Here is an 18,309-nt window from a genome sequence, read left to right as displayed (position 1 = left end):
ACATAAGGAGAATTCTATCATGAATAGAGAAGAAGTAACATTGTTAGGTTTTGAAATCGTAGCCTATGCTGGCGATGCTCGTTCAAAACTATTGGAAGCCTTGAAGGCTGCTGAGGCTGGTGATTTTGAAAAAGCGGACGCTCTGGTAGAGGAAGCTGGTAGCTGTATTGCAGAGGCTCACCACGCGCAAACAAGTCTATTGACTAAGGAAGCTTCTGGTGAGGACTTAGCTTATAGTGTGACTATGATGCATGGCCAAGACCACTTGATGACAACTATCTTGTTAAAAGATTTGATGCACCACTTAATCGAACTCTACAAGAGAGGAGTTAAATAATGAATAAATTAATTGCATTTATTGAGAAAGGAAAGCCTTTCTTTGAGAAACTATCTCGTAATATCTATCTTCGTGCTATTCGTGATGGTTTCATTGCAGGTATGCCTGTTATTCTCTTCTCAAGTATTTTTATCTTGATTGCCTTTGTACCAAACTCATGGGGCTTTAAATGGTCTGATGAAGTTGTAGCCTTTCTGATGAAACCTTACAGCTATTCAATGGGGATTCTGGCTCTCTTGGTAGCTGGTACAACGGCTAAGTCATTGACCGACTCAGTAAACCGTAGCATGGAGAAAACAAATCAAATCAACTATATGTCAACACTGTTAGCAGCGATTGTTGCTTTGTTAATGTTGGCAGCTGATCCGATTGAAGGTGGCTTTGCAACAGGATTCCTTGGAACAAAAGGTTTGCTTTCAGCCTTCCTTGCTGCCTTTGTTACTGTAGCCATCTATAAGGTTTGTGTTAAGAACAACGTCACTATTCGTATGCCTGACGAAGTTCCACCAAATATCTCACAAGTCTTTAAAGATGTGATTCCATTCACTCTCTCAGTTGTTTCACTTTATGCTCTTGATTTATTAGCTCGTCATTTTGTGGGTACAAGCGTAGCTGAATCAATCGGTAAATTCTTTGCACCATTATTCTCTGCAGCTGATGGCTATCTTGGTATTACCATTATCTTTGGTGCCTTTGCCTTCTTCTGGTTTGTTGGGATTCACGGTCCATCTATTGTTGAACCTGCTATCGCAGCTATTACCTATGCCAATGCCGAAGTCAACTTGAACCTTCTCCAACAAGGTATGCACGCTGACAAGATTCTTACTTCTGGTACACAAATGTTTATCGTTACCATGGGTGGTACTGGTGCGACACTGGTTGTTCCATTCATGTTCATGTGGTTAACAAAATCAAAACGTAACCGTGCAATCGGACGTGCTTCAGTAGTTCCAACTTTCTTTGGTGTAAATGAGCCTATCTTGTTCGGTGCTCCATTGGTATTAAATCCAATCTTCTTCATTCCATTTATCTTTGCTCCTATCGCAAACGTTTGGATCTTTAAATTCTTCATTGAAACTCTTGGAATGAATTCATTTACTGCTAATCTACCATGGACAACCCCAGCTCCACTAGGTCTAGTTCTTGGTACGAACTTCCAAGTTCTATCATTCATTCTTGCTGCCCTTCTAATCGTGGTTGACGTAGTCATTTACTATCCATTCCTTAAAGTTTATGATGAACAAATTCTTGAAGAAGAACGTTTAGATAAGTCTAATGATGAATTGAAAGACAAAGTTGCTGCAAACTTCAACACTGCAAAAGCAGATGCTATTCTTGAAAAAGCGGGTGTAGAAGCAGCTCAAAATACAATTACAAAAGAAACAAATGTCCTCGTTCTCTGTGCAGGTGGAGGGACAAGTGGACTTCTTGCAAATGCTTTGAACAAGGCAGCTGCAGAGTACAATGTTCCTGTGAAAGCAGCAGCAGGTGGCTATGGAGCTCACCGTGAAATGTTGCCAGAGTTTGATTTAGTTATCCTTGCCCCTCAAGTTGCCTCAAACTTTGAAGATATGAAAGCAGAAACAGATAAACTCGGTATTAAACTTGCCAAGACAGAAGGCGCTCAATACATCAAATTAACCCGTGATGGAAAAGGTGCTCTTGCATTTGTACAAGCTCAATTCGATTAACGATAGGGACTGTGAAACAGTCTCCTCTCGTTACGGAAATCGCTATGGCGACTTTCCTAATCGCCTTGTTAATTCGTCGGTAAAAAGATATCGTTTTTACCTCCTCATGTCACAATTCGATTAATAATAGGGACTATAAAACAGTCTCCTATCGTTACGGAAATCGCTATAGCGAATTTCCTAATCGCCTTGTTAATTCGTCGGTAAAAAGATATCGTTTTTACCTCCTCATGTCACAATTCGGTGACTTGGTACAAGAAGTGAGATGGAGAAGGATGGCTCACTGACTCCTCTCCTCTCACTTTTACTTTATTTTAAATCAAGAAATAGGTGAAAAAAATGACAAAAACACTTCCAAAAGACTTTATTTTCGGTGGCGCAACAGCTGCCTATCAAGCAGAAGGTGCTACACATACTGATGGTAAAGGACCAGTAGCATGGGATAAATATCTTGAAGATAACTATTGGTACACTGCAGAACCAGCCAGTGATTTTTACAATCGATATCCAGTTGACCTCAAGCTAGCAGAAGAGTATGGTGTCAATGGTATTCGAATTTCTATTGCTTGGTCACGTATTTTCCCAACTGGTTACGGTCAAGTAAATCAGAAAGGTGTCGAGTTTTATCATAATTTATTTGCAGAGTGTCACAAACGCCATGTTGAGCCATTTGTAACTCTTCATCACTTTGACACGCCAGAAGCTCTCCACTCAAATGGAGATTTCTTAAACCGTGAAAATATCGAACACTTTGTAGATTACGCTGCCTTCTGTTTTGAAGAATTTCCAGAAGTAAACTATTGGACAACATTCAATGAAATCGGACCAATCGGTGATGGTCAATACTTGGTTGGGAAATTCCCTCCAGGTATTCAGTATGACCTTGCCAAAGTCTTCCAATCGCACCACAATATGATGGTGTCTCATGCGCGCGCGGTAAAATTGTACAAAGATAAAGGCTATAAAGGCGAAATCGGTGTCGTGCACGCTCTCCCAACCAAGTACCCACTTGATCCTGAAAATCCTGCAGATGTTATTGCGGCAGAGTTGGAGGACATTATCCATAACAAATTTATCTTGGATGCAACTTATCTGGGTCACTACTCTGAAAAGACTCTGGCAGGGGTAGAGGCTATCTTGGCTGCCAATGGTGGTAGCTTAGATCTTCGTGAAGAAGATTTCGAAGTATTAGAAGCTGCAAAAGACTTGAATGACTTCCTAGGAATTAACTACTATATGAGTGACTGGATGGAAGCCTTTGATGGAGAGACTGAAATCATCCATAATGGTAAGGGTGAGAAAGGAAGCTCTAAATACCAAATCAAAGGTGTTGGTCGTCGTGTAGCTCCTGATTATGTACCACGTACGGACTGGGATTGGATTATATACCCTCAAGGTTTGTATGACCAAATCATGCGAGTGAAGAAAGATTATCCTAACTACAGGAAGATTTACATCACTGAAAATGGACTTGGTTATAAAGATGAGTTTGTCGATAACACTGTTTACGATGATGGTCGTATTGATTATGTGAAACAACACTTGGAAGTCTTGTCTGATGCTATTGCAGATGGCGCTAATGTAAAAGGTTACTTCATCTGGTCATTGATGGACGTCTTCTCATGGTCAAATGGTTATGAGAAACGTTACGGTCTCTTCTATGTAGACTTTGAAACGCAAGAACGTTATCCTAAGAAATCAGCTTACTGGTACAAGAAAGTAGCAGAAAGTCAGATTATAGACTAGTAGAATGAGTAATTAGATATAGAATTCTAATGAGGTAAAAAGATGTTCAAAGATTTTATCCAATCTATTTATGAAAAAGTTTATATTATCAATTTTGATAAATGTTCTCAAATACCTTGTTTGACTAATGAGGAGCTGAAAAAACTTGGGAAATGGTATGTCTCTACCGGTAAAGAATGGATTTGCCATTCAGACTATGAGCTGGAAGAATTTAAAAATATCTTTTTAAATTTTATCAGTCCTGAAGAACGGGATAATATCTCCTTTGATTCAGATTTTATGCCGTTTCAACAATCATAAAGAATCTAGGAAACTCTTTGTAAAAATCTTCATCAAAAAATGCGTCATATCAAGATTCTTATTTTCTTGATGTGACGCATTTTATATTTTTATTAATCCTCATTTTTATGGTTTAGAAAGAATAATTTTTGTTTGTTTTGAAAGTTGTTCAAAGGTTTCTTTGCTCAGTTTAGAGTCTGAAACGATGGTATCAATATCTGAGATATTGTAGAAGGTGTAAAAATCAAACTTATTGAACTTACTATTGTCAGCTAGTAAGTATTTTTTATTGGAATTATTGAGGGCGATGCGTTGGGATTCACCTTCCTCTTCACTAAAGGTCGCAATCGCATTGTCCTTAATACCATTACAGCTCACGAAAGCTTTAGAAAATTGGAGATTGGCTAAGTTTTGCAAGGTTAGTGTTCCCACAAAAGCTCCAGTGATAGAGCGATAGTTTCCACCGATTAAAATCAAATCTGTTAGTTTTCGTTCGTTTAGAATGAGAAAGACTGGTAAACTGTTTGTTACAACACGAATATTATCAATTGGAAGTTCACGGGCAAAAGATTCTAAGGTCGTACCAGGGCCGATAAAAATAGTTTCACCCTCATCAATTAAATGGCCTGCAAAACGGCTAATTTCTTGTTTTTCTGCGATTTGTAAGCTTTGTTTTTCAATATTGGAACGTTCATTATTCAAAATAGAACCTGTGCGAATTTTCTCAGCTCCCCCGTGTACTCGAACAAGTAGATCCTTGTCTGCCAACTCTTGCAAGTAGCGTCTAGCAGTCATATCTGATACATCCAAGCGAGTCATGATTTCTTTTACAGTAATAGTTCCCTTTGTATTTACTGTTTCTAGAATATTATCTAGTTTTTCCTGCTTTAGCATCGTTATCACCTCTATTTCTATTACTATTTTATCATAAAGTATTAAATCAATCAATTTAAAAAACAAAAGAAAACAAAAACAAAAATATCATGGTTGTTTTAAACAAACCATGATATTTATATCACTTCTGAAATTGTTGACTTAGTCTAAACCGTAGTTGTAGTCATCGTCTTGCATGGCTTCAACTTCACCAAGAAGGTAACCATTTCCGACTTGAGAGAAGAAGTCGTGGTTAGATGTCCCTGTTGAAATACCGTTCATAACGATTGGGTTCACATCATCTGCTGAATCTGGGAAGAGTGGATCTTGCCCCAGGTTCATGAGTGCCTTGTTAGCATTGTAGCGAAGGAAGGTTTTGACTTCTTCCGTCCAACCAACACCATCATAGAGGCTCTCTGTATAACCTTCTTCGTTCTCGTAAAGAGTGTAGAGCAGGTCGTACATCCATTCTTTGAGTTTTTCTTGCTCTTCTTCAGGCAATTCATTGAAACCAAGTTGGAATTTGTAACCGATGTAGGTTCCGTGAACAGACTCATCACGAATAATTAATTTGATGATTTCCGCAACGTTGGCTAGTTTGTTATTACCAAGGTAGTAGAGCGGCGTGAAGAAACCAGAGTAGAAGAGGAAGGTTTCGAGGAAGACACTGGCAACTTTCTTTTCAAGTGGGCTACCGTTGAGGTAGATTTCGTTGACAATCTCAGCCTTCTTTTGTAGGTAAGGATTGGTATTGGTCCATTCGAAAATTTCTTCAATCTCAGCCTTAGTATTCAAAGTAGAAAAGATTGATGAGTAAGATTTTGCGTGGACAGATTCCATAAATTGGATATTATTGAAAACAGCTTCCTCATGTGGTGTACGGATGTCTGCGCGAAGGGCTTGAACCCCAGTTTCAGATTGCATAGTGTCGAGAAGGGTTAAACCACCAAAGACTTTTCCTACCAAGTCTTTTTCTACATTTGATAGCTTTCTCCAGTCATCCAAGTCATTTGATAAGGGAATACGTGTATCAAGCCAGAATTGCTCCGTCAGTTTTTCCCAAGTTGATTTGTCGATGACATCTTCGATGGCATTCCAGTTAATGGCTTTGTAGTAAGTTTCCATTTTGAAATCTCTTTCTGTGTTTAGTATTGCGAACTCACAATTACCTCTATTTTATCATAAATCTAGAGGAGTATCGCACAAAAAGTCGGAAGCCCGACTTTTTGATATTTCATAGTGTAGATGCTTATTCCAGTTTAGCTTGGTAAATGAATCGATAGCCTGAGTAAATGTAGTTTCCTCAAGCAAAGATTAAATCACACAGCTTTCACATTGGTTAGCACCGACTTCTCCACCATCATCTGTAAAGGTACGGACGTAGTAGATAGATTTGATACCCTTGTTAAAGGCATAGTTACGAAGAATAGACAAGTCACGTGTTGTTTGTTTATTTTCCTTCTTCCATTCGTAAAGTCCTTTTGGAATATCACTACGCATGAAGAGGGTGAGTGAAAGTCCTTGGTCCACGTGCTCAGTTGCAGCAGCGTAAACATCAATCACCTTACGCATATCCATGTCGTAGGCAGAAGTGTAGTATGGAATGGTTTCTGTTGACAAGCCAGCAGCAGGGTAGTAGATTTTACCGATTTTCTTCTCTTGGCGTTCTTCGATACGTTGTGTAATCGGGTGGATAGAAGCAGAAACGTCGTTGATGTAGCTGATAGAACCATTTGGCGCTACAGCAAGGCGGTTTTGGTGGTAAAGACCATCTGCTTGAACCTTGTCGCGAAGTTCAGCCCAGTCAGCAGCACTTGGGATAAAGACATCTTTGAAGAGTTCTTTAATACGGTCTGATTTTGGAACAAATTCTCCAGTTACATACTTGTCGAAGTAGCTTCCGTTAGCATAGTCTGATTTTTCAAAGTTATGGAAGGTAATACCACGTTCACGCGCGATATTGTTTGATTCTACCAAGGTCCAGTAGTTCATGAGCATGAAGTAGATGCTTGTAAATTCAACAGACTCAGGCGATCCATATTCAATCAATTGTTGTGCAAGGTAGCTGTGAAGTCCCATGGCACCAAGACCAAAGGTGTGGGCTTGGCTATTTCCGTGATTGATGGTAGGAACAGCTACGATGTGTGAACTATCTGTAACGAAAGTTAAGGCACGAACCATAGAACGGATAGAACGACCAAAGTCAGGTGAAGTCATCATGTTGACCACGTTGGTTGAACCAAGGTTACATGAAACGTCTGTTCCCATTTGAAGGAATTCTTGAGCATCGTTGATCAAGCTTGGTTCTTGGACTTGAAGAATCTCAGAACACAAGTTACTCATGATAATCTTACCATCAACAGGATTTGCACGGTTAGCCGTATCAATGTTGACGACATAAGGGTAGCCAGATTCTTGTTGCAATTTAGAGATTTCAGTTTCCAAATCACGCGCCTTGATTTTTGTCTTGCGAATATTTGGATTTGCAACTAGTTCATCGTATTTCTCAGTGATGTCGATGTAGTTGAATGGTACCCCGTATTCAAGCTCTACAGAGTATGGGCTGAAGAGGTACATTTCTTCATTTTTACGTGCTAATTCGTAGAATTTATCGGGCACCACAACACCAAGTGAAAGGGTCTTAACACGAACTTTTTCATCGGCGTTTTCTTTCTTAGTTGAAAGGAAGGCGATGATATCTGGGTGGAAGACGTTGAGGTAGACAACACCAGCACCTTGACGTTGACCCAATTGGTTTGAGTAAGAGAAGCTATCTTCGAAGAGTTTCATGACTGGTACGACACCAGAAGCTGCTCCTTCATAACCTTTGATTGGTGCACCAGCTTCACGAAGGTTGCTGAGGGAAATCCCCACACCACCACCGATACGTGACAGTTGAAGAGCTGAGTTGATAGAACGTCCGATAGAGTTCATATCATCAGTTACTTGGATCAGAAAACATGATACCAACTCTCCACGACGAGCACGTCCAGCATTCAAGAAGGAAGGAGTAGCAGGTTGGTAGCGTTGGTGGATGATTTCATTGGCAATATCGATTGCAATAGCTTCATTGCCATCAGCGAAATAAAGGGCGTTAAAGAAGACGCGGTCTTCCATACTTTCAAGATAATATTCACCGTCGTTAGTCTTTAAGGCATATTGATTGTAAAACTTATAGGCTGCCATGAAAGACTTGAATTGGAAGTTTTGTTCTTTGATAAATTGATGCAATTCTTCCAAAAATTCTGGACGGTATTTCTTGATAAAGGCTGTTTCGATGTAGTTGTGTTCAATGAGGTAGTTGATTTTATCTTTGATTGAATCAAAAACCATAGTATTTGGAACTACATTTTCTTTAAAGAAAGCATCCAAGGCTTCCTTATCTTTATGAAGCATGATTTGTCCATTAACAGGACGGTTGATTTCGTTATTGAGACGGAAGTAAGTCACGTCTTCAAGATGTTTTAATCCCATAAAATTTCCCTTATCTAATTACAAAAGAAAGGCTTCTAAGTTAGCCCTAGAAGCAGTTTCTTCTGGATGATGTACTAAGATTATGCTAATTGTTTCAATTTTCCTGGTTGGAAACCTGAAAAGACTTCAGTTGGTGTTTGGATAACAGGAGCTGCGCTGAAACCGAGCTCTTTAACTTGATCGATGTACTCAGGTTGCTCATCAAGATTGATTTCACGATAAGCGACATTATTACTGTCCAAGAAACGTTTGGTCATCTTACATTGGACACAGTTGTTTTTAGAATAAACGGTTACCATTGTGTAACTCCTCTTTCAAAATAGATTACTTTCTTAGTATATCAGAAAATAAATTTTTGTCAATGATTTGAAACTAAATATAGTGGTCTATTTTTCTACTCGAGGTCACAAAACACAATATGTAGTGTTTGTTTTGTGAAATAGTGATAGTTATCCTACAAGTAGTTTTTTGGAAAACTATATCCTGTGTTTTGTTATCTAGAATAGAAGATTTTCAGGAAGTTATCTGAAAGGAAATCGAATAAATCCCATAAAATGCTTGAAAAAAATCCGAGAAGATGATATAATACCAAATTGTAAGGGTTATCACATATAACTCAAAAAAGAAAGAACAAAAGGAGAGTCAAACTATGGCTTCTAAAGATTTCCACGTAGTGGCAGAAACAGGTATTCACGCACGTCCAGCAACATTGTTGGTACAAACTGCTAGCAAATTTGCTTCAGATATCACTCTTGAGTACAAAGGTAAATCAGTTAACCTTAAATCAATCATGGGTGTTATGAGTCTTGGTGTTGGCCAAGGTGCTGACGTAACTATCTCAGCTGAAGGTGCAGATGCAGATGACGCTATCGCTGCAATCTCAGAAACAATGGAAAAAGAAGGATTGGCATAAGGAAAATGACAGAAATGCTTAAAGGAATCGCGGCATCTGACGGTGTTGCAGTTGCAAAAGCATATCTACTCGTTCAACCGGATTTGTCATTCGAGACTGTTTCAGTCGAAGATACAAACGCAGAAGAGGCTCGTTTGGATGTAGCTCTTGAAGCTTCCCAAAACGAGCTTTCTCTTATCCGTGAGAAAGCTGTAGGTACGCTTGGTGAAGAAGCGGCTCAAGTTTTTGACGCTCATTTGATGGTTCTTTCTGACCCAGAATTGATTGGTCAGATTAAAGAAACAATCCGTGCCAAGAAAGTCAATGCAGAAGCAGGTCTTAAAGAAGTGACTGACATGTTCATCACTATCTTTGAAGGCATGGAAGACAACCCATACATGCAAGAACGTGCAGCGGATATCCGCGACGTGACAAAACGTGTGTTGGCAAACCTTCTTGGTAAGAAATTGCCAAACCCAGCTTCAATCAATGAAGAAGTAATCGTGATTGCACATGACTTGACACCATCTGATACAGCTCAATTGGACAAAAACTTTGTAAAAGCTTTTGTAACAAATATCGGTGGACGTACAAGCCACTCAGCTATCATGGCACGTACACTTGAAATTGCAGCTGTATTGGGAACAAATAACATCACTGAAGTAGTGAAAGACGGTGATATCCTTGCCGTTAACGGAATTACTGGTGAAGTGATTATCAACCCAACAGATGGACAAGCGGCAGAATTTAAAGCAGCTGGTGAAGCTTATGCTAAACAAAAAGCTGAATGGGCACTTTTGAAAGATGCTCAAACAGTGACTGCTGACGGTAAACACTTCGAGTTGGCTGCTAACATCGGTACTCCAAAAGACGTTGAAGGTGTTAACAACAACGGTGCAGAAGCTGTTGGACTTTACCGTACAGAATTCTTGTACATGGATTCTCAAGACTTCCCAACTGAAGATGAGCAGTATGAAGCATATAAGGCTGTACTTGAGGGAATGAATGGTAAACCAGTGGTTGTTCGTACAATGGATATCGGTGGAGATAAGGAACTTCCTTACTTCGATATGCCACATGAAATGAACCCATTCCTTGGATTCCGTGCCCTTCGTATCTCTATTTCTGAAACTGGAGATGCAATGTTCCGTACACAAATCCGTGCCCTTCTTCGTGCTTCTGTTCATGGTCAATTGCGTATCATGTTCCCAATGGTTGCCCTTTTGAAAGAATTCCGTGCAGCTAAAGCAGTTTATGAAGAAGAAAAAGCAAACCTTCTTGCTGAAGGTGTTGCAGTTGCGGATGATATCCAAGTTGGTATCATGATTGAAATCCCTGCAGCAGCGATGCTTGCAGACCAATTTGCAAAAGAAGTAGACTTCATGTCAATTGGTACAAACGACTTGATCCAATACTCAATGGCAGCAGACCGTATGAACGAACAAGTTTCATACCTTTACCAACCATATAACCCATCAATCCTTCGCTTGATCAACAACGTTATCAAGGCAGCTCACGCTGAAGGTAAATGGGCTGGTATGTGTGGTGAGATGGCTGGTGACCAAAAAGCTGTTCCACTTCTTGTCGGAATGGGCTTGGATGAGTTCTCTATGTCAGCAACATCAGTACTTCGTACACGTAGCTTGATGAAGAAATTGGATACTGCTAAGATGGAAGAGTACGCTAACCGTGCCCTTACAGAGTGTTCAACAATGGAAGAAGTTCTTGAACTTCAAAAAGAATACGTTAACTTCGATTAATGTCATTAACCTTGTAACCTAGTTGCAAGGTTTTTTGCTACATTCGGGAATAGTATAGTCTTGTAAAGTCCACTTTTCAATGAGTCAGAGGCATGATATAATAGGAGAAATAAATAGAATAAGAGAGAAATCATGTCTAAAGAAATTGATATTGAGTATTACCACCAGCTAGCCTTACAAAAGCAGAAGGAGCATCGAAAAGTTTTAGCCAATTTAAAGAAAAAGCCACCAAAAAATCTAGATAAGATAGCCCAACAGATTCACCAAGAAGTCTTTGCGGAGATTGATTGTACGGCCTGTGCTAACTGTTGCAAGACATTGGGGCCTGACTTTAAAGAAGCGGATATTACACGAATCGCCAAGTATTTTAAGATGAAATTACCTGCTTTTGAAGCAGAGTTTTTGCAGGTAGATGAAGATGGGGACAAGGTTTTCAAATCTATGCCCTGTCCCTTTTTAGGAGGAGATAATCTCTGTTCCATCTATGACGTTCGTCCAAAGGCCTGTCGAGAGTTCCCCCATACAGACCGTAAAAAAATTCATCAAATCAACCATTTAACGATTAAAAATACCTTGACCTGTCCAGCAGCCTATCTCTTTGTTGAGAAATTAAAGGATAAGTTATAGAGATTTAAAGGAGAAAAAATTCTCATAATAACTAGCAATATGAAGGGAGAAACTCTGTGCCTAGACCAAAAACAAAAGAGGAGCTAATACTGGCCTCTAAGGAAAACTATGAAAAGCTCAATCGTTTCATCTCCCAACTAAGTGAAGATGAGCTACAGACTCCATTTGATTTTTCAAGAGACCCAAAGAAAAAAGAAGCCCACTGGAAAAGGGATAAGAATCTACGGGATGTTTTGATCCATCTCTATGAATGGCATCAGTTACTTTTGACTTGGGTTCATTCTAATCAAAAAGGTCACGAAAGACCTTTTCTTCCTGAACCTTATAATTGGAAAACTTATGGAGAAATGAATGTCGTTTTTTGGAATAAGCACCAGAAAACGTCCTTAGAAGAAGCGACTAGACTCTTGGAACAATCACATAAAGAAGTGTTAGAGTTGATGGAAAGCTTTAGCAATGACGAACTCTTTGCCAAAGGTATCTATAGGTGGACGGGAGGAACAAGTCTAGGTTCCTACTTTGTTAGTAGCACGTCAAGCCACTATGATTGGGCTCTGAAAAAACTCAAAGCGCATAGGAAGAATTGTAAGTGTAGTAGTTGAGGTGTGGATACGTTCTTCTAGGTTTCGAATACCTTAGTTCTCGTGATTTTAGAGCTATTCTAGCTTTAGAATCCTTCAGAAACTAAAATTTAAGGCAATCAATGTCTTATAAGAGTGCGAAAACATTTAGTTTATAGGAATTCTATGCCGAGAATTGCATATATATTTATGAAATCGAGGTGTTCGATAGTTAGAATTGCTCTATTCTGAAAGATTTGGGATGTCAATTGTATAGGATAGTGTTCGAATTTTTTCAAGTTATTAAATTAGTTAATTGTGTGAGGTGCTTTATGTTATAATATTCTTAATGAATTTTCAGAAAGGAAACTCTCAAATTGTCCTACAAATTTCTACTCTTCGACCTTGATCACACTCTTCTTGATTTCGATGCTGCTGAGAATGTGGCTTTGACGCAACTTCTAAAGGAAGAAGGGGTTGCAGATATTCAGGCTTATAAAGACTATTACGTTCCTATGAACAAGGCTCTCTGGAAGGACTTGGAGCAAAAGAAAATCAGTAAACAAGAGCTGATTAACACGCGCTTTTCTCGTTTATTTGCCCATTTTGGACAGGAAAAAGACGGTAGCTTTCTAGCCCAGCGTTACCAATTTTACTTAGCTCAACAGGGACAAACTTTTTCAGGCGCTCATGAACTCTTGGACAGTCTCATCGAGCGTGATTATGACTTGTATGCTGCGACAAATGGCATTACTGCTATTCAGACAGGGCGTTTGGCTCAGTCTGGTCTGGCACCTTATTTCAATCAAGTCTTTATCTCTGAACAGCTACAAACACAAAAACCTGACGCTCTCTTTTATGAAAAAATTGGTCAGCAGATTGAAGGTTTTAGCAAAGAAAAGACGCTGATGATTGGAGATTCCCTAACCGCCGACATTCAAGGTGGCAATAATGCTGGAATTGACACGATTTGGTACAACCCTCATCACCTAGAAAATCATACACAAGCCCAGCCGACTTACGAAGTCCATTCTTATCAAGACTTGCTGGATTGTTTAGATAAACTGTAAAAAGTGGTTTAGATAGCCACTTTTTGCTATAATAGAGGCAGTAAAAACGAAGGAGTTGGCTATGGAACATTCGTCTTGGCATGCTTTGATTAAGGAGCAATTACCTGAAGGTTATTTCGGTAAAATCAATCAGTTTATGAACCAGGTCTATTCTCAGGGAACCGTTTATCCACCTAAGGAGAAGGTTTTTCAGGCTCTCCTGACAACACGGCTTGAAGAAGTTAAGGTGGTGATTCTGGGGCAGGATCCTTATCACGGACCAGGTCAGGCGCAGGGCTTGAGTTTTTCTGTTCCTGACTCTATCCCAGCTCCGCCATCCTTGCAAAATATCTTGAAAGAATTGTCAGATGATATCGGAGTTAAGAAATCACATGATTTGACGGCTTGGGCTGAGCAAGGAGTCTTACTTCTCAATGCATGTCTGACTGTTCCTGCCGGTCATGCCAATGGTCATGCTGGGCAGATATGGGAGTCATTTACAGATGCTGTGATTCAGGTGGTCAATCATCTAGATAGACCAGTCGTTTTTGTACTCTGGGGAGCCTATGCACGCAAGAAGAAGGTCTTGGTTACCAATCCTCACCACTTGATTATCGAATCAGCCCATCCCAGTCCTTTGTCGGTTTATAGAGGATTCTGGAGTTCCAAGCCTTTTTCCAAGGCTAATACATTCTTAACAGAAACAGGACAAGAGCCAGTAGATTGGCTTAGATAAGGAGAGAATATGCCTCAGTTAGCGACGATTTGCTACATTGATAACGGGAAAGAACTGCTCATGCTCCACCGTAATAAGAAACCCAATGATGTTCATGAAGGGAAATGGATTGGTGTGGGTGGTAAGCTAGAGCGAGGAGAGACACCTCAGGAATGTGCTGCGCGTGAAATCCTCGAAGAAACAGGGCTTAAAGCCAAGCCAGTTCTAAAAGGCGTAATCACTTTTCCTGAATTTACGCCAGATTTAGACTGGTATACCTATGTTTTTAAGGTGACAGAGTTTGAGGGGGACTTGATTGACTGCAATGAGGGGACGCTAGAATGGGTTCCCTATGATGAGGTTTTGAGTAAGCCGACTTGGGAAGGGGATCATACCTTTGTTGGGTGGCTTTTAGAAGATAAACCCTTCTTTTCAGCCAAGTTTGTTTATGATGGGGATAAATTGTTGGATACTCAAGTTGATTTCTATGAATAAAGGAGAAAGCAGATGCTACTAATCAAAAATGGTCGTGTAATGGATCCCAAGTCTGGTTTGGATCAAGTGTGTGATGTCTTAGTTCAAGGTGGGAAAATTATCAAAATTGCGCCTGAGATTAAAGAAGAAGGAGCAGAAATCTTAGATGCTACTGGTCTTGTAGTTGCTCCTGGCTTGGTCGATATTCATGTTCATTTCCGTGAACCTGGTCAAACCCACAAGGAAGATATCCATACAGGTGCTCTAGCAGCCGCTGCAGGTGGTTTTACAACGGTTGTCATGATGGCTAATACTAGTCCAACCATTTCAGACGTGGAGACTTTGCAAGAAGTTCTCCAGTCAGCTGCCAAAGAGAAGATTAATGTTAAGACGGTTGCGACCATAACTAAGAATTTTAATGGGCAAGATTTGACTGACTTTAAGGCACTCTTAGAAGCAGGTGCTGTTGGTTTTTCTGATGACGGTATTCCTCTTGAAAGCAGTAAGGTTGTCAAGGAAGCCATGGAGGAAGCCAAAAAACTCAATACCTTTATTAGTCTTCATGAGGAAGATCCAGGTTTGAACGGTGTTCTTGGCTTTAATGAAAATATCGCTAAAGAACATTTCCATATATGCGGTGCGACTGGGGTGGCTGAGTATGCTATGATGGCGCGTGATGTCATGATTGCCTATGCAACCAAGGCCCATGTTCATATTCAGCATTTGTCTAAGGAAGAAAGTGTCAAAGTAGTTGAGTTTGCTCAAGGATTGGGAGCGCAAGTAACAGCAGAAGTAGCACCACAGCATTTTTCTAAGACCGAAGCGCTCCTTTTGACACAAGGTAGCAATGCTAAGATGAATCCACCGCTTCGTTTGGAATCAGACCGTCGTGCCGTTATCGAAGGTCTCAAATCAGGTGTCATTACAGTTATCGCGACAGACCACGCGCCTCACCATGCGGATGAGAAAAATGTTGAGGATATTACCAAAGCGCCATCTGGTATGACTGGTTTAGAAACCTCTCTGTCTCTCGGTTTGACTTATTTGGTGGAAGCTGGGGAGTTGAGCTTGATGGAATTGCTTGAAAAAATGACCTATAACCCAGCTAAACTTTATAACTTTGAAGCAGGTTACTTGGCTGAGAATGGTCCAGCGGATATTACTATTTTTGATGCTAAGGCTGACCGCCTTGTGGACTCCCATTTTGCTTCCAAAGCAGCTAATTCACCATTCATCGGTGAAACCTTAAAAGGGCAGGTTAAATATACCATCTGTAAGGGACAAATTGTCTATCAAAACTAGGTTGGAGTCTGCTCTGTAAATAAAAAGAATAGAGAGCCTATATGTACCAAACCCATCATTTTAAAGACAAGTTTATCTTATTTTTAAAGATATTTTTCCCTATCCTGATTTATCAATTTGCCAATTATTCTGCCTCCTTTGTTGATACGACTATGACAGGTCAATACAGCACTATAGACTTGGCTGGTGTGTCTATGGCGACCAGTATCTGGAATCCTTTCTTTACATTCTTAACTGGGATTGTTTCAGCCTTGGTGCCCATCATTGGTCACCATCTTGGTCGAGGTAAAAAGGAAGAAGTGGCATCAGATTTTTACCAGTTCATCTATCTGGCCTTGGGTCTATCCGTGGTCTTGCTGGGACTGGTACTTTTCCTGGCACCACCTGTTTTGAATCATATTGGGTTAGAAGCGCCAGTAGCAGCAGTAGCAGTTCGCTATCTTTGGTTTTTATCTATCGGGATCATCCCCTTGTTGCTCTTTAGTGTTATTCGTTCCTTGCTGGATTCGCTGGGGTTGACCAAACTGTCCATGTATCTCATGCTTTTGTTACTTCCTCTCAATAGTGGATTTAACTATCTCTTGATTTACGGGGCCTTTGGTGTTCCAGAGTTGGGAGGTGCTGGTTCTGGATTAGGTACTTCCTTGGCCTATTGGGTCTTACTGGGGATTTCTATTCTGGTTTTATTTAAACAGGAAAAGCTCAAATCCCTACATCTTGAGAAACGCATTCCGCTTAATATGGATAAAATCAAGGAAGGGGTTCGCTTAGGTCTGCCTATTGGGGGAACTGTCTTTGCGGAAGTGGCTATCTTTTCTGTGGTTGGCTTGATTATGGCTAAGTTCTCGTCTTTGATTATTGCTAGTCATCAATCAGCAATGAACTTTTCAAGTCTCATGTACGCCTTTCCTATGAGTATCTCATCGGCTATGGCTATTGTCGTTTCCTATGAAGTGGGTGCTAAGCGATTTGATGATGCGAAAACCTATATTGGTTTAGGAAGATGGACAGCCCTCATCTTTGCAGGCTTCACCTTATCCTTCCTTTACATTTTTAGGGGAAATGTGGCTAGTCTTTATGGTAACGACCCAGAATTTATCGATTTGACAGCGCGCTTTTTGACTTACAGTCTTTTCTTCCAGTTAGCAGATACCTTTGCGGCCCCCCTTCAGGGAATTTTACGGGGGTATAAGGATACAGTTATTCCTTTTTACCTTGGTTTGGTTGGTTATTGGGGTGTAGCAATCCCAGTCGCTATGGTATTTGATACTCTAACAGATTTTGGTGCTTATTCATACTGGATTGGCTTGATTATTAGTCTGATTGTGAGTGGGGCCCTCTACCGTTGGCGTTTAACTGTGATTATAAAGAGATTTGAATCTTTAGCAAAATCTAAACAATAAAAAGTTTGTGAAAAAATATTCTTGATAAGAAAATCCCTTGTTCTCATTGGGGTTTCTTTTTTATTTTGTGAAATTTCCTCAAGAAAAACTTTGACAGTATTTTCCAAAAACGGTAAAATAGTAAGGTAAGAAGAAAGTTAGAAAGGCAAGAAGATGTCAACTTTAGATAAAAATCTTTTGCTAGAGATGTTTCGTAAGATGGAAGAAATCCGTCGTATGGACTTAAAAATTGCGCAATTAGTAAAGAAAGGAAAAGTGCCAGGAATGACGCACTTTTCTGTTGGTGAAGAGGCAGCTAACGTGGGGGCTATGTTAGCTCTCAATTCAGATGATCTGATCACATCAAACCACCGTGGTCACGGACAAGCTATTGCCAAAGGAATTGATCTCAATGGAATGATGGCAGAAATCCTTGGGAAATACACTGGAACCTGTAAAGGGAAAGGTGGTTCTATGCATATCGCCGACCTTGATGCTGGTAACCTTGGTGCCAATGGTATCGTAGGTGGTGGTATGGGAATCGCTGTTGGTGCAGCCCTTAGTCAACAGATGCAACATACTGGAAAAATTGTCGTCTGCTTCTTTGGTGATGGTGCGACCAACGAAGGTGTCTTCCACGAAGCAGTCAACATGGCTTCTATCTGGAAACTCCCAGTCATTTTCTACTGCATCAACAATGGTTATGGAATCTCTGCGGATATCAAGAAAATGACTAATGTAGAGCACATTCATCAACGTAGTGCTGCTTACGGAATTCCTGGAATGTTTATCGAAGATGGCAACAACGTCATCGATGTCTATGAAGGATTTAAGAAAGCTGTAGACCATGTTCGTGGTGGCAATGGTCCAGTCTTGATTGAAAGTGTAACTTATCGCTGGCTCGGTCACTCATCATCTGACCCTGGTAAATATCGTACACGTGAAGAAGTGGAATTGTGGAAACAAAAAGATCCAATCGAAAATCTTCGCAAGTGCCTTGTTGAAAATAACATTGCAAATGCTGAAGAATTGGAAGAAATCCAAGCGCAAGTAAAGGAAGCAGTAGAAGCTTCTGTTAAATTTGCGGAAGAAAGTCCATTCCCACCGCTTGAATCAGCATTTGAAGATATTTACGCAGACTAAGGAGA

The 18,309-nt window shown here is 40.2% G+C and carries 18 protein-coding genes and 1 pseudogene; 15 read left to right on the top strand and 4 right to left on the bottom strand.

Annotated elements, in window-relative coordinates:
- Positions 1–19 precede the first annotated feature (19 nt).
- The 5 genes and pseudogenes from AXK38_06025 to AXK38_06005 all read left to right on the top strand — a co-directional run bounded on the left by AXK38_06025 (position 20) and on the right by AXK38_06005 (position 4,074).
- Complete coding sequence (locus AXK38_06025) at positions 20–337, top strand: PTS lactose transporter subunit IIA (GenBank protein ID AMH88824.1); 318 nt, start codon at positions 20–22, stop codon at positions 335–337.
- Complete coding sequence (locus AXK38_06020; GenBank protein ID AMH88823.1) at positions 337–2,028, top strand: PTS lactose transporter subunit IIBC; 1,692 nt, start codon at positions 337–339, stop codon at positions 2,026–2,028. Before AXK38_06025 ends, AXK38_06020 begins: the two co-directional genes overlap by 1 nt.
- A 339-nt stretch (positions 2,029–2,367) precedes the next feature.
- Complete coding sequence (locus tag AXK38_06015) at positions 2,368–3,774, top strand: 6-phospho-beta-galactosidase (protein ID AMH88822.1); 1,407 nt, start codon at positions 2,368–2,370, stop codon at positions 3,772–3,774.
- A gap of 42 nt (positions 3,775–3,816) precedes the next feature.
- A pseudogene (locus AXK38_06010) lies at positions 3,817–3,954 on the top strand (tagatose-bisphosphate aldolase).
- Positions 3,895–4,074, top strand: coding sequence for a tagatose-bisphosphate aldolase (locus AXK38_06005; GenBank protein ID AMH89646.1), 180 nt, complete (start codon positions 3,895–3,897; stop codon positions 4,072–4,074). The pseudogene AXK38_06010 and the gene AXK38_06005 overlap by 60 nt, the downstream one beginning before the upstream one ends.
- Positions 4,075–4,179: 105 nt before the next feature.
- Here the strand turns inward: AXK38_06005 and AXK38_06000 are convergent, their stop codons facing one another.
- The 4 genes from AXK38_06000 to AXK38_05985 form a co-directional block, all read right to left on the bottom strand.
- Positions 4,180–4,947 carry a DeoR family transcriptional regulator gene (locus AXK38_06000; GenBank protein AMH88821.1) on the bottom strand — a complete coding sequence of 256 codons (768 nt, stop codon included), beginning with the start codon at positions 4,945–4,947 and terminating at the stop codon, positions 4,180–4,182.
- A gap of 141 nt (positions 4,948–5,088) precedes the next feature.
- Entirely contained in the window at positions 5,089–6,051 is a 963-nt protein-coding gene (locus AXK38_05995; GenBank protein ID AMH88820.1) for a ribonucleotide-diphosphate reductase subunit beta, read from the bottom strand.
- 189 nt (positions 6,052–6,240) lie between these two features.
- Positions 6,241–8,400 carry a ribonucleotide-diphosphate reductase subunit alpha gene (locus AXK38_05990; protein AMH88819.1) on the bottom strand — a complete coding sequence of 720 codons (2,160 nt, stop codon included), beginning with the start codon at positions 8,398–8,400 and terminating at the stop codon, positions 6,241–6,243.
- Positions 8,401–8,480: 80 nt separating this feature from the next.
- The gene (locus AXK38_05985) at positions 8,481–8,699 is read right to left on the bottom strand and encodes an NrdH-redoxin (GenBank protein ID AMH88818.1); all 219 of its coding nucleotides are present in this window, start codon (positions 8,697–8,699) and stop codon (positions 8,481–8,483) included.
- Between the two features lie 350 nt (positions 8,700–9,049).
- Between AXK38_05985 and AXK38_05980 the strand changes: the two genes are divergently transcribed.
- The 10 genes from AXK38_05980 to AXK38_05935 all read left to right on the top strand — a co-directional run bounded on the left by AXK38_05980 (position 9,050) and on the right by AXK38_05935 (position 18,304).
- Complete coding sequence (locus AXK38_05980) at positions 9,050–9,313, top strand: phosphocarrier protein HPr (protein AMH88817.1); 264 nt, start codon at positions 9,050–9,052, stop codon at positions 9,311–9,313.
- A 5-nt stretch (positions 9,314–9,318) separates the two neighbouring features.
- The gene (locus tag AXK38_05975; protein ID AMH88816.1) at positions 9,319–11,052 is read left to right on the top strand and encodes a phosphoenolpyruvate--protein phosphotransferase; all 1,734 of its coding nucleotides are present in this window, start codon (positions 9,319–9,321) and stop codon (positions 11,050–11,052) included.
- Positions 11,053–11,184: 132 nt separating this feature from the next.
- Positions 11,185–11,679, top strand: a complete 495-nt coding sequence (locus tag AXK38_05970; GenBank protein ID AMH88815.1) for a Fe-S-oxidoreductase — start codon at positions 11,185–11,187, stop codon at positions 11,677–11,679.
- 56 nt (positions 11,680–11,735) lie between these two features.
- The gene (locus AXK38_05965) at positions 11,736–12,281 is read left to right on the top strand and encodes a hypothetical protein (GenBank protein AMH88814.1); all 546 of its coding nucleotides are present in this window, start codon (positions 11,736–11,738) and stop codon (positions 12,279–12,281) included.
- 335 nt (positions 12,282–12,616) lie between these two features.
- The gene (locus AXK38_05960; protein AMH88813.1) at positions 12,617–13,309 is read left to right on the top strand and encodes an HAD family hydrolase; all 693 of its coding nucleotides are present in this window, start codon (positions 12,617–12,619) and stop codon (positions 13,307–13,309) included.
- A gap of 61 nt (positions 13,310–13,370) precedes the next feature.
- A complete protein-coding gene (locus AXK38_05955) occupies positions 13,371–14,024 on the top strand; it encodes a uracil-DNA glycosylase (GenBank protein ID AMH88812.1) in 654 nt (217 codons plus the stop codon).
- A gap of 9 nt (positions 14,025–14,033) precedes the next feature.
- Complete coding sequence (locus AXK38_05950; GenBank protein AMH88811.1) at positions 14,034–14,498, top strand: DNA mismatch repair protein MutT; 465 nt, start codon at positions 14,034–14,036, stop codon at positions 14,496–14,498.
- 12 nt (positions 14,499–14,510) lie between these two features.
- A complete protein-coding gene (locus tag AXK38_05945; GenBank protein ID AMH88810.1) occupies positions 14,511–15,779 on the top strand; it encodes a dihydroorotase in 1,269 nt (422 codons plus the stop codon).
- 41 nt (positions 15,780–15,820) lie between these two features.
- Positions 15,821–17,182: an MATE family efflux transporter gene (locus AXK38_05940; GenBank protein AMH88809.1), complete on the top strand. Its 1,362-nt coding sequence runs from the start codon at positions 15,821–15,823 to the stop codon at positions 17,180–17,182.
- A 153-nt stretch (positions 17,183–17,335) separates the two neighbouring features.
- Positions 17,336–18,304 (top strand): pyruvate dehydrogenase, encoded by a 969-nt coding sequence (locus tag AXK38_05935; GenBank protein AMH88808.1) that lies wholly within the window; start codon positions 17,336–17,338, stop codon positions 18,302–18,304.
- Positions 18,305–18,309: the final 5 nt, after the last annotated feature.

Origin of the sequence: Streptococcus mitis (assembly GCA_001560895.1) — a bacterium.
GTDB classification, from domain to species: domain Bacteria; phylum Bacillota; class Bacilli; order Lactobacillales; family Streptococcaceae; genus Streptococcus; species Streptococcus mitis_Q.
The sequence above is the reverse complement of the archived record's forward strand: the minus strand, read 5'-3'. Positions and strand labels throughout refer to the sequence as shown.